This window comes from Serratia bockelmannii, from assembly GCF_008011855.1.
Lineage (GTDB): Bacteria > Pseudomonadota > Gammaproteobacteria > Enterobacterales > Enterobacteriaceae > Serratia > Serratia bockelmannii.
Genome location: NZ_VOUX01000001.1, coordinates 213,483 through 240,466, shown reverse-complemented (window position 1 = coordinate 240,466; position 26,984 = coordinate 213,483). Strand labels below are relative to the sequence as shown.

Below are 26,984 nucleotides of genomic sequence, written 5' to 3'. Positions count from 1 at the left end.
GAAAAATTCGTTTCACACATTGTTAATTATTGTGATATCGATCGCGGATAAACGGCCACTAAGCGCTTACATTTAACACAACAAAACAAATTATCACTAAAATTAACAGGAGTGCAGTATGACACACCCAGGGAATTATGCCGTTTGCGTCATCGGACTGGGGGCGATGGGCATGGGCGCGGCGCGCTCGTGCCTCCGCGCCGGATTGACCACCTACGGGGCGGACCTGAATCCGCAGGCACTGGCGGCGCTGCAACAGGCCGGCGCTAAGCAAACGTCCTCCAGCGCGTGCGACTTCGCCGCCGAGTTGGACGCCGTGCTGCTGCTGGTGGTGAACGCCGCCCAGGTGAAGCAGATCCTGTTCGGCGAACAAGGCCTGGCGCCAAAGCTCAAGCCAGGCACCGCGGTGATGGTCTGTTCGACCATTTCCGCCGATGACGCCAAACAGATCGAGCAACGGCTGCTGGACTACGGGCTGCCGATGCTGGATGCGCCGGTTTCCGGCGGAGCGGCCAAGGCGGAGGAAGGCCAGATGACGGTGATGGCCGCCGGCGCAGACGCCACCTTCGAGCGCCTGCAACCCGTGCTGGACGCCATCGCCGGCAAGGTTTACCGCATCGGCGAAACGATCGGCCTTGGCGCGACGGTAAAAATCATCCACCAGCTGTTGGCTGGCGTACACATCGCCGCCGGCGCGGAAGCCATGGCGCTGGCCGCCCGCGCCGGCATCCCGCTGGACGTGATGTACGACGTGGTCACCCACGCCGCCGGCAACTCCTGGATGTTCGAAAATCGCATGCGCCACGTGGTCGACGGCGACTATACGCCCAAATCGGCGGTGGATATCTTCGTCAAGGATCTGGGGCTGGTGGCGGATACCGCCAAGGCGCTGCATTTCCCGCTGCCGCTGGCCTCCACCGCCTTCACCATGTTTACCGCCGCCAGCAACGCCGGCTACGGTAAAGAAGACGACAGTGCGGTAATCAAAATCTTTGCCGGCATTGATTTGCCGCAAAAAAAGGAGGCGCTCTGATGCTGCTTGGCGTAATCGCGGATGACTTTACCGGCGCGACCGACATCGCCAGTTTTCTGGTGCAAAATGGCCTGCCGACGGTGCAGCTGAATGGCGTGCCGCAAGACGAAACGCAAATAAACGCACAGGCGGCGGTCATTAGCCTGAAATCGCGTTCCTGCCCGGCAGAGCAGGCGGTCGAACAGTCGTTGCAGGCGCTGGCCTGGCTGCAAGAACAGGGCTGCCGTCAGTTCTACTTCAAGTACTGCTCCACCTTCGACAGCACCGCACAGGGCAATATCGGCCCGGTGACCGATGCTCTGCTCGCCGCGCTGGGAGAAAATTTCACGGTTGTCTCACCGGCGTTGCCGGTAAACGGCCGCACGGTCTATCAGGGCCACCTGTTTGTCGGGGAACAGCTGTTGTCTGAATCCGGCATGCGTCATCACCCGGTCACGCCAATGACCGACAGCAACCTGCTTCGCCTGATGGAATCCCAGGCCACCGGACTCTGTGGGCTGGTGACGGCGGCAGAAATGGATCGCGGCGCCGAGGCGGTCAGCGAGAAGCTGCAGCAATTGGCGCAGGACGGCGTGCGCTACGCAGTGCTGGATACGCTCAACGAACGGCATCTGCTCACCCAGGGTGAAGCGTTGAAAACGATGAAGCTGGTGACCGGCGGTTCGGGCCTGGCGATCGGCCTGGCGCGTCAATGGGCGCAGAATGGCGAACGTTCGGCAGAGGCGGCCGGTGCGCCGCAGGGGGAAAAAGCGGCGGTGCTGTCGGGCTCGTGTTCTGTGATGACCAACCGGCAGGTGGCGCACTACCGTGAACGCGCGGCGGCGCAGGCCATCGATATCGGCCGCTGTCTCGATCCGCAGGCGCGAGCGGCCTACGCCGCCGAGTTGGCGCATTGGGCGCAGCGCCATGCCGGGGAAGCGCTTGCCCCGCTGATCTACGCCACTGCATCGCCGGAGTCGCTGCAGCAAACGCAAAAACGGCATGGCGCCGCCGCCAGCGAAGCGGTAGAAGCCTTGTTCGCCGAACTGGTGATGCAACTGCATCAGTTGGGGTTCAACCGCTTTATCGTCGCCGGCGGCGAAACCTCCGGCGTGGTCACGCAGGCGCTGGGCATTCGCGGCTTCCATATCGGCCCCAGCATTTCCCCCGGCGTTCCCTGGGTGCGCGCCAGCGATCGGGCCATTTCCCTGGCGTTGAAATCAGGCAATTTTGGCGATGAAGCCTTCTTCTCACGCGCGCAAACGGAGTTTTCAGTATGAGCATGACCACCGAACAGCAGGCGCGTGAAGAGATGGTGCGCCTGGGCGCCTCGTTTTTCCAACGCGGCTACGCCACCGGCTCTGCCGGCAACCTCTCGCTGTTGCTGCCGGACGGCGCGCTGCTGGCGACGCCGACCGGCTCCTGTCTCGGCGAGTTGCAGGCCGACCGCCTGTCTAAAGTGAGCCTGAACGGCGACTGGCTCTCCGGCGACAAGCCGTCGAAAGAGATCAGCTTTCATCGGGCGCTCTATCTGAACAACCCGGAATGCAAAGCGGTCGTGCACTTGCATTGCACCTACCTCACGGCACTCTCTTGCCTGCAGGGGCTGGACGCCGACAACGCCATCAAACCGTTCACCCCCTATGTGGTGATGCGCGTCGGCAAGGTGCCGGTGGTGCCTTACTACCGGCCCGGCGACGAAAGGCTGGCACAGGATCTGGCCCGCCTGGCGCCGACCCACCGTGCCTTTTTGCTGGCCAACCACGGGCCGGTGGTGACCGGTAAAGACCTGCGAGCGGCGGCGGACAATGCCGAAGAGATGGAAGATGCGGCGCGACTGATCTTCACCCTCGGCGATCGTCCGATCCGCTATTTGACCGATGATGAAATTGCCGAATTACGGAGCTGAACCATGCCTAAATTTGCCGCCAATTTGTCGATGATGTTTACCGAGGTGCCATTCCTCGATCGCTTCGCCGCCGCTGCCGCGCAGGGCTTCAACGCGGTGGAATTCCTGTTCCCTTACGAGCATCCCGCGGAGCTGTTGGCCGAGAAGCTGCGCGAACACGGCCTGCAACAGGTGCTGTTCAACACCGCGCCCGGTGATGCCGCCACCGGTGAGTGGGGGCTGGCGGCGCTGCCGGGCCGCGAGCGGGATGCGCGCGCCGATATCGATCGCGCGCTGGCCTACGCCATCGCCCTTTCCTGCCCCTGCGTGCACCTGATGGCCGGCGTAGTGCCCGCGGGCGCTGATCGACAGCGTTATCTCGACACCTTTATCGCCAATGCGCGCTATGCCGCCGACGCCTTCGCCCCGCACGGCGTCAAGGTGCTGATCGAAGCGCTCAGCCCGCCGGTCAAGCCCGACTACCTGTTCGCCAGTCAACATCAGGCGGCGGAAGCGGTGGCGGCGATCGAAAGACCGAACGTGTTCATTCAGTTCGACTTTTTCCACGCGCAGTTGGTGGACGGCAATATCAGCGGGCTGCTGGAGACGCTGGCCGGGCGCTACGCGCATATCCAGATAGCCTCGGTGCCGGATCGCCATGAGCCTGACGAGGGCGAACTGAATTACCCGTGGCTGTTCGACAAGCTGGATGCGCTCGGCTATCAGGGCTGGATCGGTTGCGAATACCGCCCGCGTGGCGACACCGCCGCCGGGCTCGGCTGGCTGAAGCCTTACCGCTAAAGCCGCACGCCGACACCAGGAAATCGATTTTATAACAATGAAACGCACCCGTATCGCCACGCGGCGATCGCGGTGCCCAACGCTTACCTAACGAAAGGCTTTTTTCATGTCTACCTCTCTGCTGTTGCTGATTGCCGTACTCGGCGTGGTGCTGCTGTTATTGATGGTGATTAAGGCGAAGGTGCAGCCCTTTGTCGCGCTGTTGGTGGTCAGTCTGCTGGTGGCGTTGGCCAGCGGCATTCCGACCGGTGAAGTGATGAAAGTAATGACCGCCGGGATGGGCGGCGTGCTCGGCTCGGTGACCATCATCATCGGTCTGGGGGCGATGCTCGGGCGCATGATCGAACACTCAGGCGGCGCCGAGTCGCTGGCGCAGCGCTTCAGCCAGGGGCTGGGGCCGAAACATACCGTCGCCGCGCTGACCCTCGCTGCATTTATCCTCGGCATTCCGGTGTTCTTCGACGTCGGCTTTATCATTCTGGCGCCGATTATTTACGGCTTCGCCAAGGTCGCCAAAGTGTCACCGCTGAAGTTCGGCCTGCCGATGGCCGGCGTGATGTTGACGGTACACGTCGCGCTACCGCCACACCCCGGCCCGGTCGCCGCCGCCGGCTTGCTCAACGCCGACATCGGTTGGCTGACCATCATCGGCCTCGCGATCTGTATCCCGGTCGGCGTGATCGGCTATTTCGCCGCCAACTACCTCAACCGCAAAACCTATCCATTATCGATAGAGGTGCTGGAACAGCTGCAGCTGGCGGCGCCGGAGCCGCGTCCGGAAGGGCAAGCGCCCCTCAGCGATCGCATCAACCCGCCTGGCGCCGGCCTGGTGGCGGCGCTGATCGTCATCCCGATCGCCATCATCATGCTCGGCACCGTCTCCGCCACGCTGTTGCCGGCAGGTTCGGCGCTGCGCGATGCGCTGTCTCTGCTGGGCTCGCCGGCGGTGGCGCTGATGATAGCCCTGCTGCTGGCCTTCTATTTCCTGGCGCTGCGCCGCGGCTGGAGCCTGCAACACGCCAGCGACGTGATGGGCGCCGCGCTGCCGACCGCCGCGGTGGTGATCCTGGTGACTGGCGCGGGCGGCGTGTTCGGCAAGGTGCTGGTGGAATCCGGCGTCGGCAAGGCGCTGGCCGAAGTACTGACGGCCATCGGCCTGCCGCTGGTACCCGCCGCCTTTATCATTTCGCTGGCGCTGCGCGCTTCACAGGGTTCCGCCACCGTGGCGATCCTGACCACCGGTGGTCTGTTGTCGGAAGCGGTCAGCGGGCTGAATCAGCTGCAGCTGGTGCTGGTGACGTTGGCGACCTGTTTTGGCGGGCTGGGGCTTTCCCACGTCAACGACTCCGGTTTTTGGATCGTCACGCGCTATTTGGGGCTGTCGGTGGCCGATGGCCTGAAGACCTGGACGGTGCTGACCACCCTGCTCGGTCTGAGCGGCTTTCTGTTCACCTGGCTATTGTGGCTGGCGGTGTGATTTCTCTGGCATACTGAACGCCGTTGTTTTTCATCGCCTTTCACCCTGTGCAGGAGCAGCAACATGACCGTAATCAACACCGCGCCAACGCTTGTCACCGAACGCCTGCGGCTGGACGCACACACGCTGGACGACTTCGACTCGCTGGCCGCTCTGTGGGCCGATCCGCTGGTGGTACGCTATATCGGCGGTACCCCGCGCGACCGGGAAGACTCCTGGGGGCGCCTGATGCGCTACGTCGGCCACTGGGCGCTGTTGGGGTACGGGTATTGGGCGGTGCGTGACAAACAGAGCGGCGAGTATCTCGGCAGCATCGGCTTCTCCAACTTCCTGCGCGACATCACCCCGGCGCTCGATGCGCCGGAGATGGGCTGGACGCTGGTGAGTTCGGCGCACGGCAAAGGCTATGCCACCGAGGCGCTGCGAGCGGCGCTGGCCTGGGGTAAGACGCACCTGCCGGGCGAGCAAACCGTCTGCATCATCTCGCCGGAAAACCAGGCTTCGCTGGCGTTGGCGAAAAAGGTCGGCTTCAGCGAAAGCCACCGCAGCGAGTATCACCAGAGCCCGATCGTGGTGATGCATTGCCCGCTTTGAATGCCTAAGCGTGTTGCACCGCCAACGCCGTCTGAATGAAGTTGTCCCGCAGCGCGTCGGTGCGCTGCGGATCCCAGGCGATACCGACCTGCCACTCCGTCTCCTCGCCGCTCAGCGGTAAAATGTCGATGCCGGCCGGCGCGATATGCGTGATGCTGTGCGGCAGCAGCGCGACGCCGACGCCGGCGGCGACCAGCGCCAACAACGTTTGGATATCACCGGCCTGCTGCACCACGTTCGGCGTCAACCGGTGAGCGGCGATAAACCGCAGCGACTGATCGCTCAGCCCGCGCCCGCGTTTCGGCGTCAACTGCAACAGCGGCAGCAGATTGAAACGCGCCATCAGATCGTCGGTGCGCAGCGCCAGCGCGCCCGGCGCAGCCAGCACCAACCGATCGCTCAACAACGCGACGCCGCACAGCGGCGTATTGACCGGCAAGCGCACGAACCCCGCCTGCAACTCTCCCTGCAGCAACAGCTGATACTGCCGTTCGGACGGCAGATCTTCGAGGCCAATCGCCACCTCGGGAAACCGTTGGCGAAAGGCGGCCACCAGCTGCGGCGCCAGATGAAAACTGGAAAGGCCAAATCCCAGCGACAGCCGCCCCGCTTCCCCGAGCGCCACCCGCCGAGCGCGCTGCTGAAACTGCTGGTACTGCGCCACCAGCACCTGCGCCTCCGGGTAGAGCCGCTGCCCGCCGGCGGTGAGCACCGCCCCCTGTCGGCCACGCTCGAACAATCGAACGCCGAGCTGGGTTTCCAGCGCCTGAATTTGCTTGCTCAGCGCCGGTTGGCTGATGCATAGCCGGCTCGCCGCCTGACGATAGTTGCCCTGTTCGGCCAGCGCCACCAGGGCGCGCAGTTGTTTTATATCCATTCCATTAAGTTATCGAATAGGGAATTTAATTGATTATACAGTAATCAATTCGCCTGCTGTAATCAACGCAGACCCTAACCGGAGAGACACCATGACCATCTCATTACGCGCCGCCACGGTGCAATTCCAGCATCGCGCCAACGATAAAAATTACAACCTGTCGACCATGGAGCGCTTTATCGCTCAGGCGGCCGAGCAGCAGGTACAGCTGCTGGCCTTCCCGGAAATGTGCGTCACCGGCTATTGGCACGTGCGCCATCTGTCCGACGCCGAAGTGTGGGCGCTGGCGGAGCCGATCGTGAGCAGCCCCTCGCTGGCGCGCATTCGCCCGCTGGCTGAGCGTTACAACATGGCGATTGGCGTCGGGCTGATCGAGCTGGGCGATGATGGCCGGTGTTACAACGCCTATGCCGTTTGTCTGCCGGACGGCGAACTGCATGTGCACCGCAAACTGCACGCCTTCGAGCACCCGGCTATCGCCAGCGGCGACCGCTATACGGTGTTCGATACCCCCTGGGGCGTACGCGTGGGCGTATTGATCTGCTGGGACAACAATCTGGTGGAGAATGTGCGCGCAACGGCGCTGCTGGGCGCGGACGTGCTGATGGCCCCGCACCAGACCGGCGGCACCCATTCGCGCAGCCCGCACGGCATGAAGCCAATCCCGCAGGCGCTGTGGCAGCGGCGGGTGGAAGATCCGCAGGCGATAGAAGCCGCCTTTCGCGGCGAACACGGCCGCGGCTGGCTGATGCGCTGGCTGCCGTCGCGCGCTCACGACAACGGGCTGTTCTTGCTGTTCAGCAACGGCGTGGGCCGAGATGACGATGAAATACGCACCGGCAACGCGATGATCCTCGATCCTTACGGCCGCATCGTAGCGGAGACCTGGGCGGCGGAAGACCGGCTGGTCAGCGCCGATCTCGATCTGACGCTGATCCCGCTCAGCACCGGCCGCCGCTGGATTTACGGACGCCGCCCCGAGCTGTACGGGTTGTTGACCGAACCGCAAGGCTATGAACGCGATGCCCGCAGCGCGCGCTTTTCGACACAGCCGACGGGGCGCGGCAGCCGATAACAGATAAAAAAAATCCGCCCGGAGGCGGATTTTTTATCGGTGCGACAAAAGCTGCCGCAGGTTCATGCCCTCAGGCACGAACACACTTAGAAGCGGTAGCCTACGCCAACGTTCCAGGTGCCAACGTCAACGCTACGAATGCGGTTCTGCTCGTAACCGACATCCAGGGCAACGTTCTCGATTGGGTTGAACTGCAGACCGGCACCGTAGGTGAAGCCGTAGTCAGCGGTATCGTGACGAGAAGTACCGTTCTGAGCGTTGGTAGTGAATTTACCGTAACCCAGGCCAACCAGACCGTAGATGCTCGCCCAGTCATTGATGCGGTATGCTGGACCGGCAGAGATAGAGTTGTACTGAGCTTTGTTGTAGAAACCGTCCTGAGAACCGTCCTTTTCCAGGTGGGTAAAGGAACCGATTACGCCCAGTGGGTTGTTGTCGAACTCGTAACGGTATTTCAGGTTGAAACCGTCGGCCTTGTTAGCAACGCCTTGGAAATCACCCTGCGCATAGCCAGCGGATACGGTGCTCTGACCAGCGAATGCGGTACCTGCGCTAACTGCTAATACGCAAGCTGCTACTGCGGAAAGACATGCAATTTTTTTCATAACCACCTCAAACGCGTTTTATTATTAAGTACATCCATTTGTTCATGCTTTGAAAATATAACAAAAATTAGCGTGAAACTCTGCCTTGAAATGAGTGTCTAATGCTTTATATCGTGTAACAGAAGATTTCAAGAACAGTGTATCTGCTTATTTTCGCTCTATTTTCGGCCATATTCTACGGCTTTCTGTGACAAAAATCACCAATTTAATATCCAGATAATTCTTAAGAAAAAGCGCACTTTTTGACCAAATCCACCCCATCTCATCCGAGGATCGGTGGATTTCACCGCGATGCGCGCTTTTCTCAGACAGATTTTCGCCATTTCATTTACACTGCTCGCATCCCCGTTTCGACCGTTTTCTCAAGGCTGAGGAACGGCGCATAAAAGGCCCGTTAAGGATGTCGTTATCTACTTCCGGCAGAGCGCCCTCCGCGCTGCTGCCTATCTGTCTGTTAATCATCGCCATGGTGTCTATCCAGAGCGGTGCCTCGTTGGCCAAAAGCCTGTTCCCGATCGTGGGTGCGGAAGGCATTACGACGCTGCGTCTTTTCATCGGCACCCTGATTCTGTTCATTATCTTCCGCCCATGGCGTATGCGCATCGCCGCCGGCAGCCGCTTGCCGCTGCTGATTTACGGCCTGTCGCTCGGCGCGATGAATTACCTGTTCTACCTGTCGCTGCGCACCGTGCCGCTCGGCATCGCCGTGGCGCTGGAGTTTACTGGCCCGCTCGCGGTGGCCATGTTCTCCTCGCGGCGGCCGATCGACTTCCTCTGGGTGGCATTGGCGATCGCCGGATTATGGTTCCTGCTGCCGCTCGGCCACGGCGTGGGCGGGATAGACCCCTTCGGTGCCGCCTGCGCGCTCGGCGCCGGCGCCTGCTGGGCGGTCTATATCATCTTCGGCCAGAAGGCCGGCGGCGATCACGGCCCCGGCACGGTAGCGCTCGGCTCGCTGATCGCCGCGTTGGTGTTCTGCCCGATCGGCGCCTGGCAAACCGGCAGCGTGCTGTTCAACGTTGAGATTCTGCCGATAGCCCTGGCGGTAGCCATCCTCTCCACCGCGCTGCCTTATTCGCTGGAGATCATCGCGCTGCCCAAAATTCCGGCGCGCACCTTCGGCACCTTGATGAGCCTGGAACCGGCGATGGCGGCGTTATCCGGCATGCTGTTCCTCGGCGAACACCTGAGCGGCGTGCAATGGCTGGCGCTGGCGGCGATCATCGCCGCCTCCATGGGCTCCGCCCTCACCATTCGCCCCAAACCTCGCCTCGAAAGCCTTTCCTGATCGCCCGACCCGCCTGCAGACCGCAACGTCGGAATGCAGGCGGGTTAACTGTTTTCCTCGTGACAAGTCGGCATACTTCCCCTTAGCCTGTATCGCAGGCTCTTTGGACTTTCGCTCACATGGAGAATAACAGTGATTCACAACAGCCTGTTCAACCCACGCTTCGGCCGCGGACTCGCGCCGGCGCTGGTTTCAACCCTGACCGAGTTGCGCCGATGCGACCTGCCCGAACTGGCGCTGGGGCATCACCCGATAGACGGCGACAACATCTTTATGGACGTGATGACGCTGACCACCGCGCCGGCGGCGGAAAAGCGCGCCGAAATGCATCAGGAATACATCGCGCTGCATCTGCTGATCAGCGGTGAAGAGCGAATCGAATACGGCCTGGCGGGCAACGGGCATCGTGAACACCCCCACGCGGAAAATAGCGATCTGCTGCTGCTGGACATCAAACGCCACCCGCAAACGCTGCACATGACGCACGGTATGTTCGCGATCTTTTTCCAGATGGAACCGCACAAGACCGGCTGCCTGTGGCAGCGCCCGCAGCACATCAAGAAAGCGGTGGTGAGGATCCATCACCGCCTACTGCTGTGACCCTGCGGCAGCGCCCGTAGAAAATCGGCGGCCTGGCGGGGAGAGCGCAAGCGCTTGAAATGGCGCCCTACATCGGTACGGGCCATCTCCGCCAGGTATTTTCGCCGGTTCTTCGAGTAAGTGCGGATCGTCCACAACACGATCGACTCACGGCTGAAGAAAGAACGGCGGAAACTTTCACGATTGCCGGTGCCCGGCCACAGCTCACGTTTGCTGGCCGCGCGTCGGCACGCCCGGCGCACGGCCTGCCACAGCGTGCGGCAGAAGCCGTAGTCCAACCACAGGATATAATCGACTTCGCGCCACTTAATCGGTTGCGTGCGGCTGTAGTTGCCGTCCAGCACCCAGCCTCCTCCCGCTTCGGCCAGCGTCTGCTCTAACCGCGCCAGGAACGCGTCATCGGGCGTACCCTGCCACTCGGGCCGCCAATACAGGCTGTCCATCTCGATATAGGGAACGTCAAGCCGTTCCGCCAATTGACGCGCCAGGGTGCTTTTACCGCTGCCGCTGGTGCCGACGACGTTAATTTTCATCACTCGCCAATAAAAACTGGGATAATTCCCTTACTTTAACCGCATCAATTACGGCTATCAATCTGAATAGGCTTACAATTAACAGCACGATAACAATATGGATATTTAGTCGAATCAGCCTATCCGCAGAAAATAAGATAACAGGGATAAATCGTCACTAACCAAAACAATAACAAAAAAATAAAAATAGCAATTAAATTCATTGCATTACATAGAAACACAAACCAAATTAAAATATTGACATTAGACCAAGCCTATTTGTGCAATAGCCATTTTCGTACGGCAAAAATAAATACCCCTGCTATAATTGATCCCGTAACGAAATAGGACAACGACTAATCAAGAGGATATCTGATATGAGTACCGCTAAACTGGTGAAAACGAAATCTTCTGATCTGCTGTATACCCGTAACGATCTGGACGAAAAAGTCAAACTGGCCGCCATCAAGGCGCTGAACCATCAGGTCGTGCAATTTATCGATCTTTCGTTGATCACCAAACAGGCGCACTGGAACATGCGCGGTGCGAACTTCATCGCGGTTCATGAAATGCTGGACGGCTTCCGTACCGCCATCATCGAGCATCAGGACACCTTCGCCGAGCGCGTAGTGCAACTGGGCGGCGTGGCGCTGGGCACCGTACAGGTCGTTAACGATCAGACGCCGCTGAAAAGCTATCCGACCAATATCCACAGCGTGCAAGAACACCTGAAAGCGCTGGCCGATCGCTACGGCGCGGTGGCGAATGACATCCGTAAGGCCATTACCGAAGTGGAAGATGAAGACACCGCCGACATGTTCACCGCCGCATCGCGCGATCTGGACAAGTTCCTGTGGTTCATCGAATCCAATATCGAATAACGCCGCAACGCGTTGCAGACCGCCCGTCGTGCCGGGCAGAACAGGCTGGGCTTCGCCCGGCCTGTTTTCTTTTGCGCGGTCGTTGAATTGTGCAAAAAACGGCCCATATTAAACGGTAGGGTTCCCTTGTTAGGAGGTGATGATGGCCAGCGGCTGGGCGGCAGACGGCGCCGTACAAGATCAGATTGACTCCACCGTCGACGATGCGGTGCAGCGTGCGCGTGATGCGCTCGGGCATGGCGAGAGCGAACGCTATTGCCAGGAATGCGGAGAACCGATCCCCGAGGCGCGCCGCAAGGCGTTAACAGGCGTGCGTTTTTGTCTCGCCTGCCAGGCAGAACAAGACAAAAAACACGCGGCCAATAGCCTGTACAACCGGCGCGGCAGCAAAGACAGCCAGTTGCGTTAGCATTATCTGCTCCCCTTTTTCTCCTCTCGCGGCCCCCGCTTGCACCGTCGGTGCATCATGAAAGTTAGAGTTAGTTATCAATATTGAAGCAAAAACGTTAAAGAACGGTTGTTTCACAGCCAAAATTTGGTTAATGATAGCCCCGTGCACCAAGATAATTCTTACGCACCATTTCGGTGCCTCATTGTGGTGCACAACCATAACAATTCGCCTTTTCGGCACAACATCACGAAGTAACTCTTTGTTTTTATAGTAGTTGAAAACATGGCACGATTTTTTCATGGCACCAACTGCAATATAAAAAATGGGTAATCCGCAACCTGTACAGGAATTCCTCTCATGAAGTCGATTTTTAAAGTCTCCCTGGCCGCACTCTCTCTGGCCTTTGCCGTAAGTTCCCACGCAGCAGACAAACTGGTGGTTGCCACCGACACCGCTTTCGTTCCTTTTGAGTTCAAACAAGGCGACAAATACGTCGGCTTCGACATCGATCTGTGGGCGGCTGTCGCCAAAGAGCTGAAGCTGGACTACACCCTGAAACCGATGGACTTCGGCGGCATCATTCCGGCGCTGCAGACCAAAAACGTCGATCTGGCGCTGGCCGGCATCACCATCACCGATGAGCGCAAGAAAGCTATCGACTTCTCCGACGGCTACTACAAGAGCGGCCTGCTGGTAATGGTCAACGCCGACAACAACAGCGTGAAAAGCATCGACGATCTAAATGGTAAAGTGGTGGCGGTGAAGAGCGGCACCGGTTCGGTGGATTACGCCAAGCAGCACATCAAAACCAAGGATCTGCGTCAGTTCCCTAACATCGACAACGCCTACATGGAGCTGGGCACCAAGCGCGCCGATGCGGTGCTGCACGACACGCCAAACATCCTATACTTCATCAAGACGGCCGGCGCCGGCAAGTTCAAAACCGTCGGCGATTCGCTGGAAGCGCAGCAGTATGGCATCGCCTTCCCTAAAGGCAGCGACGAGCTGCGCGAGAAGGTGAACGGCGCGCTGAAAACCCTGCGCGAGAACGGCACCTATAACGAAATCTACAAGAAGTGGTTCGGTACCGAACCTAAGTAAGCTGTGAATTTGGCAAGCTATTAACTTAAGCACAGGGGGTCGCTTAACCCCCTGCGCTTCGTTGTATCTGATACCCACGTTTGGGATCACCGGGAGAAATATCATGCAGTTCGACTGGAGCGCCATCTGGCCCGCCATTCCTATCTTGTTAGAGGGCGCCAAAATGACCCTGTGGATTTCGGTCCTCGGTCTGATTGGCGGCCTGATCATCGGCCTCGTCGCCGGCTTTGCCCGCACCTACGGCGGATGGATCGCCAACCACATCGCGTTGGTGTTTATCGAAGTGATCCGCGGCACGCCGATCGTGGTACAGGTGATGTTCATCTACTTCGCCCTGCCGATGGCGTTCACCGATATGCGCATCGATCCGTTCACCGCGGCGGTGGTGACCATCATGATCAACTCCGGCGCCTACATCGCGGAAATCACCCGCGGCGCGGTGCTGTCTATCCATAACGGTTTCCGCGAAGCCGGGCTGGCGCTCGGCCTGTCGCGCCGCGAAACCATCCGCTACGTCATTATGCCGCTGGCGCTGCGCCGCATGCTGCCGCCGCTGGGCAACCAGTGGATCATCAGCATCAAAGATACCTCGCTGTTCATCGTGATCGGCGTGGCGGAGCTGACCCGTCAGGGTCAGGAAATTATTGCCGGTAACTTCCGCGCGCTGGAAATCTGGAGCGCCGTGGCGGTTATCTACCTGATTATTACCCTGGTGCTGAGCTTCGTGCTGCGTCGTCTGGAAAGAAGGATGAAAATCCTGTGATTGAATTTAAAAACGTCTCCAAGCATTTTGGCCAAACCCAGGTGCTGCACAACATCGATTTGAAGATCGACAAAGGCGAAGTGGTGGTGATCATCGGGCCATCCGGCTCTGGCAAATCCACCCTGCTGCGCTGCATCAACAAGCTGGAAGAGGTGACCAGCGGCGATCTGATCGTCGATGGCCTAAAAGCCAACGATCCGAAAGTGGACGATCGGTTGATCCGCCAGGAAGCCGGCATGGTATTCCAGCAGTTCTACCTGTTCCCGCACCTGACGGCGCTGGAAAACGTCGCCTTTGGCCCGATCCGCGTGCGCGGCGCGAAGAAGTCCGATGCGGAAAAGCTGGCGCGCGAGCTGCTGGCTAAGGTCGGTTTGGCGGAGCGCGCCCACCACTACCCGTCCGAACTGTCGGGCGGCCAGCAGCAGCGCGTGGCCATTGCGCGCGCGCTGGCGGTGAAGCCGAAAATGATGCTGTTCGACGAGCCGACCTCTGCGCTCGATCCGGAGCTGCGCCACGAAGTGCTGAAGGTGATGCAGGATCTGGCCGAGGAAGGCATGACGATGGTCATCGTCACCCACGAAGTCGGCTTTGCCGAAAAAGTGGCGTCGCGTCTGATCTTTATCGATAAGGGCCGGATTGCCGAAGACGGCAACCCGCACGACCTGATCAACCATCCGCCAAGCCCGCGTCTGCAGGAGTTCCTGCAGCACGTTTCCTGATCCTGGCGGTTTAACGGCGGGCGCGCCACGCGCCCGCCGCTTTCATTCCGCACGCGTTCCCACGCCCCATCGCGTTTCCTTTCCTACTATATTCATTGTTTTCATCGTATTGCTCTGACATCCGCCGATCACAGAACGCCAAAGAGAGGAACAATGCCGCCAAACGCATACTCCCGACGAGGTTCTCATCTGCGAGAACACCTGCTTTTCCTGCTGCTGTTGCTGACCTTGAGCGTCTTCGCACCACCGGCGCTGGCGCAAAACGCGCCGCCTGCGCCCGCCGACAAGAGCGAGCAGCAGAAGGCCGCCTACGCCGCGCTGGCCGATCTGCTGCAAGACGACAAAGCGCGCGCGGAACTCATCAATCACCTGAAACAGACCGCCGGCGACGCCCCCGCCGCAGCGCCGGCAACGTCGGAGGAATCGACGCCAGCCACGCTGAGCGACAGCCTGAACTCGCTGGCGCAGGAAGGCATCGGCACCTTTAACCAGAAGCTCGGCGCGCTGCAAAAGCTGATCGACTCCGGCCCGAAGCGCGTTTTCAATCCCGCCGGCTTTTTCCGCGCGCTGGGCTACTTTCTGCTGACGGTGGCGGTCACCTTTGCGCTGTTCCACCTGATCCGGCGGTTGATCGCGCCGCTGTACAAACGCATGGGCAGTTGGGGGCACAATGCGCGGCTGCAGCGCGGCCCGTGGTATAAGCGCCCCGCCGCCATTCTCGGCGCTTTCGCCGTCGATCTGCTGGTGCTGCTGCTGGCGCTGGCGGCGGGCAATCTGTTCGCCCGCCACGTCCACGCCGACAGCGCCACCATTCTGCGGCTGCAGACCCTGTTTCTCAGCGCCTTCGCGGTGATTGAATTTTTCAAGGCGGTGCTGCGGCTGATTTTCGCCCCTAACTTCGACTACCTGCGTCCCTTCCCCTTCAGCGACCGGAGCGCACGCTACTGGAACACGCGCCTCGCCTGGCTCAGCGGGCTGATCGGCTACGGTCTGATGGTGGTGGTGCCGGTGGTGGCGGTACAAATAAGCTACCCGGCCGCCGCCGCCGTCAACCTGGTGGTGATGCTGGCGCTGACGCTGTACGCCATTTGGCTGATCCTGCACAACCGCAAACCGATACAGCAACAGATCAACCTGCTGGCCGAACGGTCGATGGCGTTTTTCAGCGTGATCCTGCGCGGCCTGGGGCATATCTGGCACCTGCTGGCGATCGCTTATTTTCTGGTGTTGTTCGTGCTGTCTCAGTTCGACATCGGCAACAGCCTGCGCTTTATGATGAGCGCCACGGTGAAAAGCCTGCTGGTGGTCGGCGTCGGCGCCCTGCTGTCCGGCATGCTGACCCGCTGGATTTTCCGCCGCATTTCGCTGCCGACCGACGTCAATCTGCGCTATCCGATGCTCGAGCGGCGCATCAACTCTTACATCCCCAACGGGTTGAAGATACTGCGGGTGATGGTGGTGCTGGCGGTGACGCTGTTCCTGCTCGATGCCTGGCACCTGATCAACCTGTACCAGTGGGCGGGCAGCGAAAATGGCCAGCGCACCCTCGGCGGGCTGGTGCATATCCTGCTGATCCTGCTGATCGCCGTGTTCAGCTGGACGCTGATGGCCAGCATCATCGAGCACCGCCTGGCGCTAGAACTCAGCAACGGCGTGCGGCCGAGCGCGCGCGAACGCACGCTGCTGACGCTGTTTCGCAACGTGTTGGCTATCGTTATCAGCACCATTACCGTGATGATCGTACTGTCGCAGGTGGGGCTAAACATTGCGCCGCTGCTGGCGGGCGCCGGGGCGCTGGGCCTGGCCATCAGCTTCGGCGCCCAGACGCTGGTGAAAGACGTGATCACCGGCGTGTTCATCCAGTTCGAAAACGGCATGAACACCGGCGAATACGTCACCGTCAGCGGCATCACCGGCACCGTGGAGCGCATGACCATCCGCTCGATCGGCCTGCGCGACGACTACGGCGTCTATCACATCGTGCCGTACTCTTCGATCACCACGCTGGCCAACTATGCGCGTGAGTTCGGGGTGTATCGCGCCAACTACACCGTCAGCCGCGACGAGGACATCGATCGGGTCAATGAGGTGCTGCATCAGGCCATCGCGGCGCTGAAGCAGGATGAACAGGTGAAGCATTTCCTGATTGGCGAGCCGGTCTTCAACGGCGTGGTGGCGCTGGGAGACCGCTCGTTCACCACCCGCGTGACGGTGCGCACGCAGGCGCTGAAACAGTGGGTGGTGCAATACGCCCTCGACCGGCTGGTGAAAATCCATTTCGATCGGGCCGGCATCGGCATGCCGCAGCAGGCGATGCAGATCTCCCGCGCGCCGCAGCCGCACGAAGAACAGGCGCCGCCCGCGGCGATCTGAGGTTAGCGCCCGCGCCCGCAGGGCTGAGCGGCCAGGAAGGCCACCACGTCCTGCCGGTAGGCATCGTATTGCACCGAGCGCGGGGCAAACAGGCCCACCACGTTGATCAGCCACGGATGGCGCGCGAACAGCAGTTTGATCATCACGTGGTCGGCTTCGTCGATGCGCGTCACGGTCAACAGCGAGGCGGGGATCGTTTGCCGATAAACGCGCTCGGTTTCGTCCGCGTCCACGTTGACGTCGCGCCCGCCCAGTATCAGGTGTACCGGCGTGTGGAAATTTCGTAATCCCGCCGTCGCGTCGTTGGCCATGTTGGCGCGAATAAAGCGCCAGCGGTCGGCGCTCAATGCGGCGGTGGCGCCATACTCACGGCGGTACTGCGCGTAGCCGTCCGGTTGTTCGAGCAGCGTTTGAATGTGGCGCCAGTGCGCCTCGCGCGCGGCGATCGACGCTTCATTGTCCCCTGCCGCCACCATCGCTGCCCGGGTGTTATAACGCCCTTGCCGCAGCCAGTTGATCGCCGGCGCCAACGCCAGCGTGAAGGCGATGTCGGGGCGCAAACGCGCCACCTCCGGCATCACCCACCCCGCCTGGCTGGTGCCCCAGAGCCCCACGCAGCGCGCATCGAAGCGCCCGTCCCGCCGGGCCCAGTCGATGATATCGGCGGTTTCCCGCGCGCGATCCGCCATGGTCTGATGCAGCCAGTTGCCGCCGGAGCCGCCAACGCCCGGCTTATCGAAGGATAAAACCGCATAGCCCTGCTGCGCCATCGCCTCCCAAATGCCGTAATAGCCTTCGTCGCGGCTGGCGTTAGCCGGCCCATCGCCGTGCACGAACACCACGACGCCGGGCTTGATCGGCGCATGCTGCGGCAACACCAGCGTGCCGGTCAACCGGTTGCCGCCGGCGGTCACCACGACCGGTTCGGTGACAAAGCGAAAGTCGTTGACGTAAATCACCCAGCCAAGCGCCGCCAAAACCAGCGCCACGAGGCACAGCCCTATTTTGCGCACGTCGCCTCCCCGTTGCGTTTCTCCATCAATATCCAATCGGCCTGGCCGAACAGTAAGCCCAGCGAGGCGTAATGCTCTTCGCGCCGCACCTGAAAGCCGCAGCGCCGGTACAGACGCTGCGCATCCACGTTGCGCCGGCTGACGTGCAGGCTCAGACGCCGGCCTGTGCCTTGTTCGGCGGCGTAGTCGTTCATCCACTGCAGCAGCCGCCTGCCCACCCCTTTACCGCGCTGGTTCTCGGCCACCGCCAGGTAAGAGAGATACAGCTCACCGGCCGCCGGAGTGTGCTGCAGCACCGCAATTTGCAGATACATGCGCCAAACGTTCAGCCAGCCATAGCGGCGGCACAGCCGCCAAATCGGCAAGGTGCGCGGACGCAGCCTGACGTTGTTCTCGCCAGCGGCCGCATTGAGCGCAAAGGCCGCCACCACCTGTTCATCTTGCTTCACCACGAAGCTGCGCTCCCGGCTGCCGCTTTGCTGCCAACTCCACAGCCGATAGAACAGACGCCACTGAAGGCGGGCGCTGAGACGGCGCGCACGCTGAAACTTGTCGCTGAACGCGGCGTAGATCAGCGCCGCCGTTTGCAGGCGATCAGCGTCGCGATAAGGATCAATATGCAACATATCAACCTCGTCTAGGGTTGGCGGTAGAGCAGCTGCTCCAACAGCCGCACCGGCGCGGTCTCCTCCGGCGCAGGCGACGCAAAGATCGCCTGCCGCCAGGCCTGGCTTTCGATCACGTCCAGCACCAGCTGCGCGAGCGGTAACGGCGCTATCGCCGCCGCGATCTCACCGGTTTGCTGAGCCTCGGCGATCGTCGTCGCCAGCGCCTCAATCAGTTGCCGCTGGTTGGCGCTGAACGGCTCGGCCAACGCCGGGTTGCGTGCCACCTCCGCCACGATCTCCGCCGACAGTTGCACATTGGCCGGCTCGGCGACAAAGGCGTGATAGGCGGTGAAAAAGGCCGACAGCGCCTGTTTCGGCCGCGTTCTGTCGGCCCGCAATCCGGCGGCGAACTCGGCGAATATGCCGTTTTCCAGCAGCGCAATTTCGCCGATCAACGCCTCCTTGCCGGAAAAATGGTTATAGAGGTTGCCGACGCTGACGCCCGCTGCCTGCGCGATATCTCGCATGCTGGTCTGGTGAAATCCCTTATGGGTAAAGCTGTGCAGCGCGGCCTCGACAATCTTTTCTCGATTTCCCATCGTCAGCTCCCGAAACGGTGAAGGGGCGCCTGGCGCCACAAATTGACATCAACAAATGAACGAACGTTCGTTCATTTTCAAGTCTAGCATAGACCGATAAAATTGAACCGCAGCTCAACGGCGCAGGAATCGGTAGGAAGAGGCAAACGCCGCCCCGCTTTTAGGGGCGGCGCCCGGCACACTCAGTGCAGCGCGTCGCCCTGCTTCACTGACGTAAATGCTTGCATCAGCTTCACGACGTCGTGCATGCCGATGTTGACCTGGTTGATCACTTCTCCGGCGTCATGGGTCAATGCCACGCCGCCGCCAGCCTGTTCCACACAGGTCGCCATGCCGGCGATCGCCGCCGCTACGCCCTGCTGGATAGACTTGGTCATGCGTTCGATCTCGGTCGCCGCCTTGCGCGACTGCTCCGCCAGCGTGCGCACTTCGTTGGCCACCACGGCAAAACCGCGCCCGTGCTCACCGGCGTGGGCGGCTTCGATGGAGGCGTTAATCGCCAGCAGGTTGGTTTGGGAGGCGATTTTACGAATGGCTTCGACGATGGTGCCGATCTGCTGAGAGCACTTACCGAGCTCGGTGACCACGTCCGACGTTTCGCGCGCCGCCGCTTCGACCTGCTGCATGCCCTTCACCGCCTGCTGTACGATGACCGCACCCTGCGCCGCCTGCCGATCGGTGTCAAGCGACAGATGATGCGCGTTACGCACCATCTCTTCTTCGTGCTGCTGCTGTTGCATCAGCCGGGTGATGTCCTGGGCGATCTTCACCACTTTCACCACCTGGCCGTCGTTGTCGAGGATCGGGTTATAGCTGGCCTCCAGCCATACCCGTTCACCGCGCCGGTTGACGCGCTCAAAACGCCCGGTGATGAACTCGCCGCGCGCCAGGCGCTGCCAATGCCGCCGATAATCGTCGGAAGCGGCGAACTCCGGCGGGCACAGCACCGCATGCGACTGCCCACACGCCTCTTCCAGCCGATAGCCCATCAGCGCCAACATATTGTCGTTGGCGCTGACAATGGTGCCCTGCGGCGTGAAAGAAATCATCGCCATCGAGCGATTCAACGCCGCCAGCAGGCTGCGGTGCTCCTGCGCCTGCGTCACTCGCTCGGTCACTTCGCTGGCGATCTTGACGATTTCCACCACCTTACCCTGTTTATTCAGCACCGGCGCATAGGTGCCCTGCAGCCACACCGCCTCGCCGTTTTTCGCGATGCGCTTTATGGTGTCCGTGATGGGTTGGCCTTTATTCAGCGTCTCCCAATGTTTGCGATATAACGGGCTGGCGACATAGTTCGGATCGCAGAAAATACGGTGATGCTGACCTATCACGTCATCACGTTGAAATCCCAGCGTGCTGAGGAAAAGATCGTTGGCGCGCAAGACCGTGCCGTCGAGCGAAAATACGATCATCGGAACGGCGTGTTCTATCGCGCTCAGCTCGGCGCCTTTGTGGGTAGTTAACTGACTGAATCGTAACAGCATAAGGTGTAGTCCTTGTGGCAGATGATGGCGCTTTTCTTATTTTTCCTGGCCACATGCCGCGCCCACACGCAGACGTGCCATCGCGGAAGGAACGGGCAGCGCCGCTCCTTCTGGTTATTGCTCTCAACCGGATTAAATTTATTTATTCAGTAAAGTAATTATTCGAATTTAAATAAACCAACAACCTAAGATTTTTATTATGAAAACTGTATTGAGAATAACGTAAGTGATGAAAATTGAAAGGTAAAATGCGGTTTTTTGTCGGCGCCGGCAGGATAACCGGCGCCGGAAGGATTAACGCCAGCGTTCGGCTGCCCAGGTGGCCTGTTGCTCGGCGTCGTGGAAGGTCCAGGCGACGAAGCGGCTGATCTTCTGCCCTTGCGCCATCTCGATGGTGCGCACCTCGGCCGCGCCCGCCACCTTCAGCGCATGATAAATGGCCGGCAGCGTGGTGTTTTTCGAGATGAGCGAAGTGAACCACAGGCAGTTGTTGGCCTTGCTGACGCTCTCTTCCACCATCTTGCGCACAAAGGCTTCTTCGCCGCCTTCGCACCACAGCTCGTTGTTCTTGCCGCCGAAGTTTTGCACCGGCTTGTCGGCCACTTCCCCTTTGCCCAATTTATGCAGCTTGCGGCGGGTGCTGGCGCGCGCTTCCTGCTCGGACGCGTGGAACGGCGGGTTGCACAGGGTGGCGTCGAATTTCTCGGCCGCGCCGATGATGCCGCTAAAAATCAGCTCAGGCTGTTTTTGCAGCCGCAGACGCACGCTATTGCGCAGTGTCGGGTTCATCTCGACGATCATCTTGGCCGCGTTGAGCGACACCGGATCGATTTCAGACCCGGTGAAACGCCAGCCGTATTCGCGCAGGCCGACGATCGGGTAGATGCAGTTGGCGCCGACGCCGACGTCGAGGATCGCCACGCCCTTGCCGCGCGGGATCTCGCCGCCGTTGCTGGTCGCCAGCAGATCCGCCAGGTGGTGCAGATAGTCGGCGCGGCCGGGGATCGGCGGGCACAGGTAGTCCGCCGGAATATCCCAGTGTTCGATGCCGTAAAAGTGTTGCAGCAACGCACGGTTGAGCATTTTCACCGCCGCCGGATCGGCGAAATCCACCGAGACATCGCCCCAGGCGTTCGGTTTCACGAACGGCGCCAGCGCCGGGCAGCTGGCGATCAGCGCCGGGAAGTCGTAGCGCGAACGATGACGGTTGCGCGGGTGCAGGCCGCTTTTCTGCTGCGGGAAGGTTTTCTTTTTTTCCACCGTGACGGGCTCTCTTGAAGGGATTTCCGGCGCGTAAGATAACACATCCGGCCCGCAATGGCGCAGCGGCGGGAAACCCGGCACAATGAAAGCTTCATCGATTGCCACAGGGGCCCCCATGAGCCGTGAATCTCGCTATTATTATGAACCCGCCGCCGGCCACGGCCTGCCGCACGATCCGCTGAACGCCATCGTCGGCCCGCGCCCCATCGGCTGGATCTCTTCCCGCAGCGCCGCTGGCTTGCGTAATCTGGCGCCCTACAGCTTTTTCAACTGCTTCAACTACCGCCCACCGATCATCGGTTTCGCCAGCACCGGCTGGAAAGACAGCGTGGCGAATATCGTAGAAACCGGCGAGTTCGTTTGGAACCTGGCGACGCGCCCGTTGGCGGAAGCGATGAACAACAGTTCCATCACCCTGCCGCGCGGTGAGGACGAATTCGCCTTCGCCGGCGTCACGCCGCTGCCCGGGCGCCGGGTCAAAGCCGAGCGCGTGGCCGAAAGCCCGGTGAACTTCGAATGCCGGCTGACCCAATGCATCCAACTGCAAACCGCCGCCGGGGAACAGGTGGAGACCTGGCTGGTGTTGGGCGAGGTGGTGGCGGTGCATCTCGATCCGGCGCTGCTGGATGAACACGGCGTCTACCAGACGGCCGCCGCCGAACCTATCCTGCGCGCCGGCGGCCCGACCGCCTACTACGGCATTTCCGAACAGCACCGTTTCGATCTGACGCGCCCGTCACGCTGATCGTTTCCCCCGTTTATGCAGAAGATAAACGGGGGAATTAATAATCAAAAAATCTGAATAAAACTATCAACACTCTCCGATTTCATCCCGCCTGTCACTGCGCAATAATCTGCCCATCGAAAGGCAAACCCTTTCTCCCTAATTCACTTTGACAGGAATGACGAACATGAAAACCATCAAAACTTTTGCTGCTGCTATTGCTCTGGCCACCGTTTCTTTCACCACTTTTGCCGCTGAACACGTCAGCGCCCAGGATGCCGCCCAATTCGAAAAAGCCGGCGTGATCGTCGCCAGCGGCGCAACCGACCTGAGCAGCCTGACCTCTCAGCTGGCCGCCAAAGCCGATGCCGTAGGCGCCAAGGCTTTCACCATCACCTCTACCAGCGGCAATAACCTGATGCACGCCACCGCGGTTATCTACAAATAATCGCCGCCCCAGACGTCCAAAAGCCCGCCGGATATCATCCCGGCGGGCTTTTTTTATGTTCGCGTACGTCAGCGCTGAATGGGTACGACAGCAATTTTCCTATCGTCCGCTTTGTCAGCAACCCACGCGTCAACGACCCGGAAAATACCGTCGCCAACAGGCAGAAACCCTTTATTTAATGGGGTTTGCAGGCAGTTAAGCACACATTTTTTTACCACCCCATTGCTGGACTAACGGGAGAGGATGATTATCATGTTACGCAGACTACAGATGCAGAGAGCGTTGTATGCAACATATCATTGAAGGTTTCCTCAGTTTCCAGAAAGAGATTTTCCCGCAGCGTAAGGAACTCTTTCGCAGCCTGGCCTCCAGCCAAAATCCTAAAGCGCTTTTCATCTCCTGTTCTGACAGCCGTCTGGTGCCCGAGCTGGTGACGCAGCAAGAACCTGGGCAGCTTTTCGTTATCCGTAACGCCGGTAACATCGTCCCTTCCTTTGGCCCGGAGCCGGGTGGGGTTTCTGCCACCATCGAGTACGCGGTGGTGGCGCTGGGCGTGACTGATATCGTGATTTGTGGCCACTCGAACTGTGGCGCCATGAAGGCTATCGCGTCCTGTCAGTGCCTCGACCCCATGCCTGCGGTGGCCCACTGGCTGCACTACGCGGATGCGGCCAAAGCGGTGGTCGAAAAGAAAACCTGGGATAACGAAACAGACAAAGTTAACGCTATGGTTGAAGAGAACGTCATAGCTCAGCTAAATAATATCAAAACCCACCCTTCTGTGGCGGTGGGTCTGCGCAACAGTGGGCTGCGCCTGCACGGCTGGGTGTACGACATCGAAAGCGGGGAGATTCGTACGCTGGATAGAAACACCAAGAGTTTCATTTCTCTGGCCGATAATCCCGACGTCTATTTCGAATAAAATAGCGCCGGTTTTAGCCATTAAATAAAATCCACGCCGCGGCGTGGATTTTATTGTCAGCCTTAAACCTGGCGCGCCTCTATCGCCGCGGCGAAGTCGTGGCACATCCGTTCATCACCGTCGGCGTTGTCCGCCAATACCGTCTCGCCATCCACCACCCGGATGTGCGCCTCCAAATCGAAATCTGCCGGCGGCTGCGGGCGCCTGGCCGCGGCCGCCATCGTTTGCTGCGCCTCATGCCACGCCTGCGCCACCGTCTGGTTGCACGCCTGCGCCAGATAGTCCGGATTGAATCCTTCGCCGGTCAGGCTGTGCAGCGTGTCGTCATGGCTGACGCTGTTGCCCGGCAACCAGTAGTGTTGCGCCAGATCCGGGCCGATGGCCGGGTTGTCCGTCAGGTAGCCGTCGCGCTGCAGGAAGAAGTGACGGGTTTGCTCTACCGCCATCATCGCCAGCAGATAGCCCTGGTAGGAACAGGCGGATTCTAGCGACAGCAGGTGCGGGATCGCCAGCGTCGGGCGCGGGCTGCCGCTGATGCCAAGGATCTTTTGCTCGACCTCGCGCGCCAGCGCGGTGATGGCTTCCGGCGTTCGCTGCGCGTCATCCCACTGGTACAGCGCCCACTCGAAGTACGGCACCAGCAGGATGTGGCGTTCGTTGAACGCACGCATCGGCTGGCGCGCCGCGATGCCGGCTTCGATCAGCGCATCGGGCACCGCTTCGCCGGCGGCGTTTTTCGCATAGCGTTTCAGCCAGTCGGCGTCGTCCAGCAGGCTGTCGCAGAACATCGACTGGGTTTCGGCATAGGCCATCGAGGTCGGTGGGAACTCCTGCGAGAAGCACGGCGCATTCTGGCGAATGTTGGCGAAATGCGCCGCATGGCCGCCCTCGTGGAACAGCGTGTTGAGCCCGTAAGCCCCGCTACCCACCTGCCCCGGCTGCGCCAGGCTGGTGAAGTTGATGCGCGCCGGCACCCATTCCCCCTGGCGCACAAACGGCGGCACCGGGCCGTGCATAAAGCCGTTCTCATACTTGCCTTTGCGCACCAGCAGATCGAGATTCATCTCGGCGCCGCCAAAGCCGATGTGCAGGCGTTTGAAGCTGTCGACCCAGCGTTCCAGCGAACGAGAAAACGGGAAGTAAGGATCCAGTTGACGGGTGACGTCGCCGGCGCTGGCGAAGCGCACGTTCCACGGCTCCAGCGCCTGGCTGCCCTTGTCGGCCGCCAGCTGTTGCAGGCTGCGCGCGTTGGCCTCGCGGGTTTCCCGCTCGAAGCGATCCAGAATGGCGAACAGCTGCTCCGGCGTCATGCGCTCGGTTTTGTTCACCTTGTAGTCGAAATAGTTGCGATAACCCATCTGGCGCGCAAAGCGGTTGCGCAGGCCAATCAGCTCCGGCAGGCCGTTATGCAGCAGCCATTGCTCCAGGTCGCGCAGCGCCTGCTGCGAGCTGCGGCGGTAGTCTTCATTCGGGTTGGTCGCCTGGTTGGTCAGCAGCTCGCCGAGCGAGGCCGCCACCCGCTGGCCGTCGGCGTTCAGGTGCGTGACCTGATAGCCCTTGCGGCGCGAGTAGAGATCGGATTCGGCGTGGATGATCTGATCCAACAACGCCTGCGCCTGCGGATCTTCAATGGCGTTACAGTCGAAGAAACGCAGCCAACCTTGCAGGCCGTGGATCAGCGCATCGCGCTGCGCCTCCTGCGGCAGCGTTTCCAATCCGGCCAGCAGATTGCGGATCTCGGCCAGCCGGCGCGGTTCGGCGATAAAGCGCTTATAGGCGCTTTCCGCGGCGGAAAAGCGCGCCGACACGCCTTCATCGCCGGTGCCCATGTAGTTTTGCCAGAACAGCTCTTCTTTGGCGCGGTGAACGTCGAGGTAATCCTGGTTCAATTGATTGAAGTAATCGAGAGCCTGTTGCATAACCGTCCTTCTCAGCCGATGAGGAAATATCCCAGTATAGTCGCGCTTAGGCCTGACGCAGGCGCTGCAGCCCCTGCTCGAGCGTCTCGCTCTCGCCGGCGGCCACCAGGCAACAGGCGACCTGCCGCTGGATGGCCTGCGGGATCGCCACCTCGCCCGCCAGGCAGCGCTCGGTCCAGCGTGCGGTGGTTTCCGCGTCTTTCGCCGCCGGCAATGCCGGCGTTTCATCCGGCAAGGTGCGCTCCAGCAATACGTGCTGTTCGCCGCCGACGATGTGGTGAATTTGCGGGCAGCGCAGCGGGTTGGCGTAGGCTTCGCCTTCGGTGCCGTGCATCAACAGCCCGCGGGCGCCGATCTGGCGGAAAAACGACGCCACCCGGCCAACATACTCCGGGTGAGAGACGCTGGCGAGGCGCAGCGCATCCTGTTCGCCGAACGGCGTCGCCAGCTTGGCCAGCGTATGGGCGCTGTTGCGCACCCCCATGCGCCAACGCAGCCCAAGCTGCTGCGCCAACGGCGCCGACAGCGCGGAAACCGGCATGAATACCGCCTCGCCGTTATCGAGGCGCTGCTGGGCATGAGCGGCCTGTTCCGACCACGGCAGCCCCAGGGCACGGAAAATCTCGGCGCTGGTCACACGGGTGCTGTCGTCCAGGATGCCGTGCACCACCACCGGCAGGCCCACTTTCGCGAGCAGCAGCGCCAGCAGCGGCGTCAGGTTGGCCTGCTTGCGCGCGCCGTTGTAGCTCGGCAGCACCACCGGCAGTGGCCGCCCCTGCGGCGCCTGCAGCGGCAAGACCTGCTGCTGCATCGCCTGATAGAAGCCCAGCATCTCCTCTTCGGCTTCGCCCTTGATGCGCAGCGCGATCAGAATGCCGCCCAGCTCCAGCTCGGGGACCTCCCCGGCCAGCATCGCCTGATACAGCTCAAAGGCGGTCTGCCGGTCCAGGTCGCGCGCATGATTTTTGCCGCGGCCTATTTCTTTGATAATTTTGGTGTAATCCATCCGAAGGTTCCCTCAGCTCACTCTTCGGTTAGCATACC

28 protein-coding genes are annotated in these 26,984 nt (G+C 60.7%); 18 read left to right on the top strand and 10 right to left on the bottom strand.

All coding sequences use genetic code 11. The annotated features are described in order from the left end of the window. Nucleotides 1–118: 118 nt before the first annotated feature. The 6 genes from ltnD (at nt 119) to FOT55_RS01225 (ending at nt 5,772) form a co-directional block, all read left to right on the top strand. Nucleotides 119–1,033 carry an L-threonate dehydrogenase gene (gene ltnD / locus FOT55_RS01250; RefSeq protein ID WP_089180685.1) on the top strand — a complete coding sequence of 305 codons (915 nt, stop codon included), beginning with the start codon at nt 119–121 and terminating at the stop codon, nt 1,031–1,033. Further along, the gene (gene otnK / locus FOT55_RS01245; protein WP_147822975.1) at nt 1,033–2,292 is read left to right on the top strand and encodes a 3-oxo-tetronate kinase; all 1,260 of its coding nucleotides are present in this window, start codon (nt 1,033–1,035) and stop codon (nt 2,290–2,292) included. Before ltnD ends, otnK begins: the two co-directional genes overlap by 1 nt. Beyond that, entirely contained in the window at nt 2,289–2,921 is a 633-nt protein-coding gene (otnC, locus tag FOT55_RS01240) for a 3-oxo-tetronate 4-phosphate decarboxylase (protein ID WP_038629064.1), read from the top strand. The genes otnK and otnC overlap by 4 nt, the downstream gene beginning before the upstream one ends. A gap of 3 nt (nt 2,922–2,924) precedes the next feature. Continuing rightward, nucleotides 2,925–3,701 carry a 2-oxo-tetronate isomerase gene (gene otnI, locus FOT55_RS01235; protein WP_025302094.1) on the top strand — a complete coding sequence of 259 codons (777 nt, stop codon included), beginning with the start codon at nt 2,925–2,927 and terminating at the stop codon, nt 3,699–3,701. Between the two features lie 106 nt (nt 3,702–3,807). Continuing rightward, entirely contained in the window at nt 3,808–5,178 is a 1,371-nt protein-coding gene (locus FOT55_RS01230; protein ID WP_048795956.1) for a GntP family transporter, read from the top strand. A gap of 63 nt (nt 5,179–5,241) precedes the next feature. Further along, nucleotides 5,242–5,772 carry a GNAT family N-acetyltransferase gene (locus tag FOT55_RS01225; RefSeq protein ID WP_147822974.1) on the top strand — a complete coding sequence of 177 codons (531 nt, stop codon included), beginning with the start codon at nt 5,242–5,244 and terminating at the stop codon, nt 5,770–5,772. Nucleotides 5,773–5,776: 4 nt separating this feature from the next. Here FOT55_RS01225 and FOT55_RS01220 read toward each other — a convergent pair whose 3' ends face one another. Then, nucleotides 5,777–6,649, bottom strand: coding sequence for a LysR family transcriptional regulator (locus FOT55_RS01220; RefSeq protein ID WP_147822973.1), 873 nt, complete (start codon nt 6,647–6,649; stop codon nt 5,777–5,779). 91 nt (nt 6,650–6,740) lie between these two features. On the opposite strand from FOT55_RS01220, the gene FOT55_RS01215 reads away from it, so the two are divergent. After that, entirely contained in the window at nt 6,741–7,724 is a 984-nt protein-coding gene (locus FOT55_RS01215) for a nitrilase family protein (protein WP_147822972.1), read from the top strand. 86 nt (nt 7,725–7,810) lie between these two features. Here FOT55_RS01215 and ompX read toward each other — a convergent pair whose 3' ends face one another. Continuing rightward, nucleotides 7,811–8,329, bottom strand: coding sequence for an outer membrane protein OmpX (gene ompX / locus FOT55_RS01210; protein WP_019454480.1), 519 nt, complete (start codon nt 8,327–8,329; stop codon nt 7,811–7,813). Nucleotides 8,330–8,729: 400 nt separating this feature from the next. Between ompX and rhtA the strand changes: the two genes are divergently transcribed. After that, nucleotides 8,730–9,617, top strand: coding sequence for a threonine/homoserine exporter RhtA (rhtA, locus tag FOT55_RS01205; RefSeq protein WP_025302089.1), 888 nt, complete (start codon nt 8,730–8,732; stop codon nt 9,615–9,617). 132 nt (nt 9,618–9,749) lie between these two features. Continuing rightward, a complete protein-coding gene (gene nanQ, locus FOT55_RS01200) occupies nt 9,750–10,217 on the top strand; it encodes an N-acetylneuraminate anomerase (RefSeq protein WP_060432710.1) in 468 nt (155 codons plus the stop codon). Here nanQ and FOT55_RS01195 read toward each other — a convergent pair. After that, entirely contained in the window at nt 10,199–10,750 is a 552-nt protein-coding gene (locus FOT55_RS01195; protein ID WP_025302087.1) for an AAA family ATPase, read from the bottom strand. The two genes, nanQ and FOT55_RS01195, sit on opposite strands and share 19 nt — an antisense overlap. A gap of 356 nt (nt 10,751–11,106) precedes the next feature. Here FOT55_RS01195 and dps point away from each other — a divergent pair, with 356 nt between their 5' ends. From dps to ybiO, 6 genes are all read left to right on the top strand, one after another. Next, entirely contained in the window at nt 11,107–11,610 is a 504-nt protein-coding gene (gene dps, locus FOT55_RS01190) for a DNA starvation/stationary phase protection protein Dps (protein WP_025302086.1), read from the top strand. A gap of 142 nt (nt 11,611–11,752) precedes the next feature. After that, nucleotides 11,753–12,019: a DksA/TraR family C4-type zinc finger protein gene (locus tag FOT55_RS01185; protein ID WP_049208895.1), complete on the top strand. Its 267-nt coding sequence runs from the start codon at nt 11,753–11,755 to the stop codon at nt 12,017–12,019. A 339-nt stretch (nt 12,020–12,358) separates the two neighbouring features. Continuing rightward, nucleotides 12,359–13,102: a glutamine ABC transporter substrate-binding protein GlnH gene (gene glnH, locus FOT55_RS01180; protein ID WP_004939223.1), complete on the top strand. Its 744-nt coding sequence runs from the start codon at nt 12,359–12,361 to the stop codon at nt 13,100–13,102. 103 nt (nt 13,103–13,205) lie between these two features. Then, nucleotides 13,206–13,865: a glutamine ABC transporter permease GlnP gene (gene glnP / locus FOT55_RS01175; RefSeq protein ID WP_147822971.1), complete on the top strand. Its 660-nt coding sequence runs from the start codon at nt 13,206–13,208 to the stop codon at nt 13,863–13,865. Then, nucleotides 13,862–14,584, top strand: a complete 723-nt coding sequence (glnQ, locus tag FOT55_RS01170; protein WP_004939230.1) for a glutamine ABC transporter ATP-binding protein GlnQ — start codon at nt 13,862–13,864, stop codon at nt 14,582–14,584. Before glnP ends, glnQ begins: the two co-directional genes overlap by 4 nt. 153 nt (nt 14,585–14,737) lie before the next feature. After that, nucleotides 14,738–16,957: a mechanosensitive channel protein gene (ybiO, locus tag FOT55_RS01165; RefSeq protein WP_060432709.1), complete on the top strand. Its 2,220-nt coding sequence runs from the start codon at nt 14,738–14,740 to the stop codon at nt 16,955–16,957. Nucleotides 16,958–16,959: 2 nt separating this feature from the next. Here the strand turns inward: ybiO and FOT55_RS01160 are convergent, their stop codons facing one another. The 5 genes from FOT55_RS01160 to rlmF all read right to left on the bottom strand — a co-directional run bounded on the left by FOT55_RS01160 (nt 16,960) and on the right by rlmF (nt 21,924). Next, entirely contained in the window at nt 16,960–17,970 is a 1,011-nt protein-coding gene (locus FOT55_RS01160; protein ID WP_147822970.1) for an alpha/beta hydrolase family protein, read from the bottom strand. After that, entirely contained in the window at nt 17,958–18,596 is a 639-nt protein-coding gene (locus tag FOT55_RS01155; RefSeq protein WP_147822969.1) for a GNAT family N-acetyltransferase, read from the bottom strand. Before FOT55_RS01155 ends, FOT55_RS01160 begins: the two co-directional genes overlap by 13 nt. Nucleotides 18,597–18,607: 11 nt before the next feature. After that, nucleotides 18,608–19,177 carry a TetR/AcrR family transcriptional regulator gene (locus FOT55_RS01150; RefSeq protein ID WP_025302081.1) on the bottom strand — a complete coding sequence of 190 codons (570 nt, stop codon included), beginning with the start codon at nt 19,175–19,177 and terminating at the stop codon, nt 18,608–18,610. A 182-nt stretch (nt 19,178–19,359) separates the two neighbouring features. Further along, the gene (locus FOT55_RS01145) at nt 19,360–20,664 is read right to left on the bottom strand and encodes a methyl-accepting chemotaxis protein (protein ID WP_060432706.1); all 1,305 of its coding nucleotides are present in this window, start codon (nt 20,662–20,664) and stop codon (nt 19,360–19,362) included. 294 nt (nt 20,665–20,958) lie between these two features. Next, nucleotides 20,959–21,924: a 23S rRNA (adenine(1618)-N(6))-methyltransferase RlmF gene (rlmF, locus tag FOT55_RS01140; RefSeq protein WP_173889061.1), complete on the bottom strand. Its 966-nt coding sequence runs from the start codon at nt 21,922–21,924 to the stop codon at nt 20,959–20,961. A 118-nt stretch (nt 21,925–22,042) separates the two neighbouring features. Between rlmF and FOT55_RS01135 the strand changes: the two genes are divergently transcribed. From FOT55_RS01135 to FOT55_RS01125, 3 genes are all read left to right on the top strand, one after another. Next, entirely contained in the window at nt 22,043–22,672 is a 630-nt protein-coding gene (locus FOT55_RS01135) for a flavin reductase family protein (RefSeq protein WP_025302078.1), read from the top strand. Between the two features lie 166 nt (nt 22,673–22,838). Continuing rightward, on the top strand, nt 22,839–23,099 hold the full coding sequence (bhsA, locus tag FOT55_RS01130) for a multiple stress resistance protein BhsA (RefSeq protein WP_025302077.1): 261 nt from the start codon (nt 22,839–22,841) through the stop codon (nt 23,097–23,099). A gap of 286 nt (nt 23,100–23,385) precedes the next feature. Further along, nucleotides 23,386–24,021, top strand: a complete 636-nt coding sequence (locus tag FOT55_RS01125) for a carbonic anhydrase (RefSeq protein ID WP_101453365.1) — start codon at nt 23,386–23,388, stop codon at nt 24,019–24,021. A gap of 62 nt (nt 24,022–24,083) precedes the next feature. Here FOT55_RS01125 and FOT55_RS01120 read toward each other — a convergent pair whose 3' ends face one another. Then, nucleotides 24,084–25,940 (bottom strand): M3 family metallopeptidase, encoded by a 1,857-nt coding sequence (locus FOT55_RS01120; protein WP_147822968.1) that lies wholly within the window; start codon nt 25,938–25,940, stop codon nt 24,084–24,086. A 46-nt stretch (nt 25,941–25,986) separates the two neighbouring features. Further along, a complete protein-coding gene (gene ybiB / locus FOT55_RS01115) occupies nt 25,987–26,946 on the bottom strand; it encodes a DNA-binding protein YbiB (RefSeq protein WP_147822967.1) in 960 nt (319 codons plus the stop codon). Between the last annotated feature and the right edge of the window lie 38 nt (nt 26,947–26,984).

Excerpts from the sequence above, each read along its gene's own strand:
- ltnD (WP_089180685.1), top strand. The coding sequence starts at position 119 with ATGACACACCCAGGGAATTATGCCGTTTGCGTCATCGGACTGGGGGCG.
- otnK (WP_147822975.1), top strand. The coding sequence starts at position 1,033 with ATGCTGCTTGGCGTAATCGCGGATGACTTTACCGGCGCGACCGACATC.
- otnC (WP_038629064.1), top strand. The coding sequence starts at position 2,289 with ATGAGCATGACCACCGAACAGCAGGCGCGTGAAGAGATGGTGCGCCTG.
- otnI (WP_025302094.1), top strand. The coding sequence starts at position 2,925 with ATGCCTAAATTTGCCGCCAATTTGTCGATGATGTTTACCGAGGTGCCA.
- FOT55_RS01230 (WP_048795956.1), top strand. The coding sequence starts at position 3,808 with ATGTCTACCTCTCTGCTGTTGCTGATTGCCGTACTCGGCGTGGTGCTG.
- FOT55_RS01225 (WP_147822974.1), top strand. The coding sequence starts at position 5,242 with ATGACCGTAATCAACACCGCGCCAACGCTTGTCACCGAACGCCTGCGG.
- FOT55_RS01220 (WP_147822973.1), bottom strand. The coding sequence starts at position 6,649 with ATGGATATAAAACAACTGCGCGCCCTGGTGGCGCTGGCCGAACAGGGC.
- FOT55_RS01215 (WP_147822972.1), top strand. The coding sequence starts at position 6,741 with ATGACCATCTCATTACGCGCCGCCACGGTGCAATTCCAGCATCGCGCC.
- ompX (WP_019454480.1), bottom strand. The coding sequence starts at position 8,329 with ATGAAAAAAATTGCATGTCTTTCCGCAGTAGCAGCTTGCGTATTAGCA.
- rhtA (WP_025302089.1), top strand. The coding sequence starts at position 8,730 with ATGTCGTTATCTACTTCCGGCAGAGCGCCCTCCGCGCTGCTGCCTATC.
- FOT55_RS01195 (WP_025302087.1), bottom strand. The coding sequence starts at position 10,750 with ATGAAAATTAACGTCGTCGGCACCAGCGGCAGCGGTAAAAGCACCCTG.
- dps (WP_025302086.1), top strand. The coding sequence starts at position 11,107 with ATGAGTACCGCTAAACTGGTGAAAACGAAATCTTCTGATCTGCTGTAT.
- FOT55_RS01185 (WP_049208895.1), top strand. The coding sequence starts at position 11,753 with ATGGCCAGCGGCTGGGCGGCAGACGGCGCCGTACAAGATCAGATTGAC.
- glnH (WP_004939223.1), top strand. The coding sequence starts at position 12,359 with ATGAAGTCGATTTTTAAAGTCTCCCTGGCCGCACTCTCTCTGGCCTTT.
- glnP (WP_147822971.1), top strand. The coding sequence starts at position 13,206 with ATGCAGTTCGACTGGAGCGCCATCTGGCCCGCCATTCCTATCTTGTTA.
- ybiO (WP_060432709.1), top strand. The coding sequence starts at position 14,738 with ATGCCGCCAAACGCATACTCCCGACGAGGTTCTCATCTGCGAGAACAC.
- FOT55_RS01155 (WP_147822969.1), bottom strand. The coding sequence starts at position 18,596 with ATGTTGCATATTGATCCTTATCGCGACGCTGATCGCCTGCAAACGGCG.
- FOT55_RS01150 (WP_025302081.1), bottom strand. The coding sequence starts at position 19,177 with ATGGGAAATCGAGAAAAGATTGTCGAGGCCGCGCTGCACAGCTTTACC.
- FOT55_RS01145 (WP_060432706.1), bottom strand. The coding sequence starts at position 20,664 with ATGCTGTTACGATTCAGTCAGTTAACTACCCACAAAGGCGCCGAGCTG.
- FOT55_RS01135 (WP_025302078.1), top strand. The coding sequence starts at position 22,043 with ATGAGCCGTGAATCTCGCTATTATTATGAACCCGCCGCCGGCCACGGC.
- bhsA (WP_025302077.1), top strand. The coding sequence starts at position 22,839 with ATGAAAACCATCAAAACTTTTGCTGCTGCTATTGCTCTGGCCACCGTT.
- FOT55_RS01125 (WP_101453365.1), top strand. The coding sequence starts at position 23,386 with ATGCAACATATCATTGAAGGTTTCCTCAGTTTCCAGAAAGAGATTTTC.
- FOT55_RS01120 (WP_147822968.1), bottom strand. The coding sequence starts at position 25,940 with ATGCAACAGGCTCTCGATTACTTCAATCAATTGAACCAGGATTACCTC.
- ybiB (WP_147822967.1), bottom strand. The coding sequence starts at position 26,946 with ATGGATTACACCAAAATTATCAAAGAAATAGGCCGCGGCAAAAATCAT.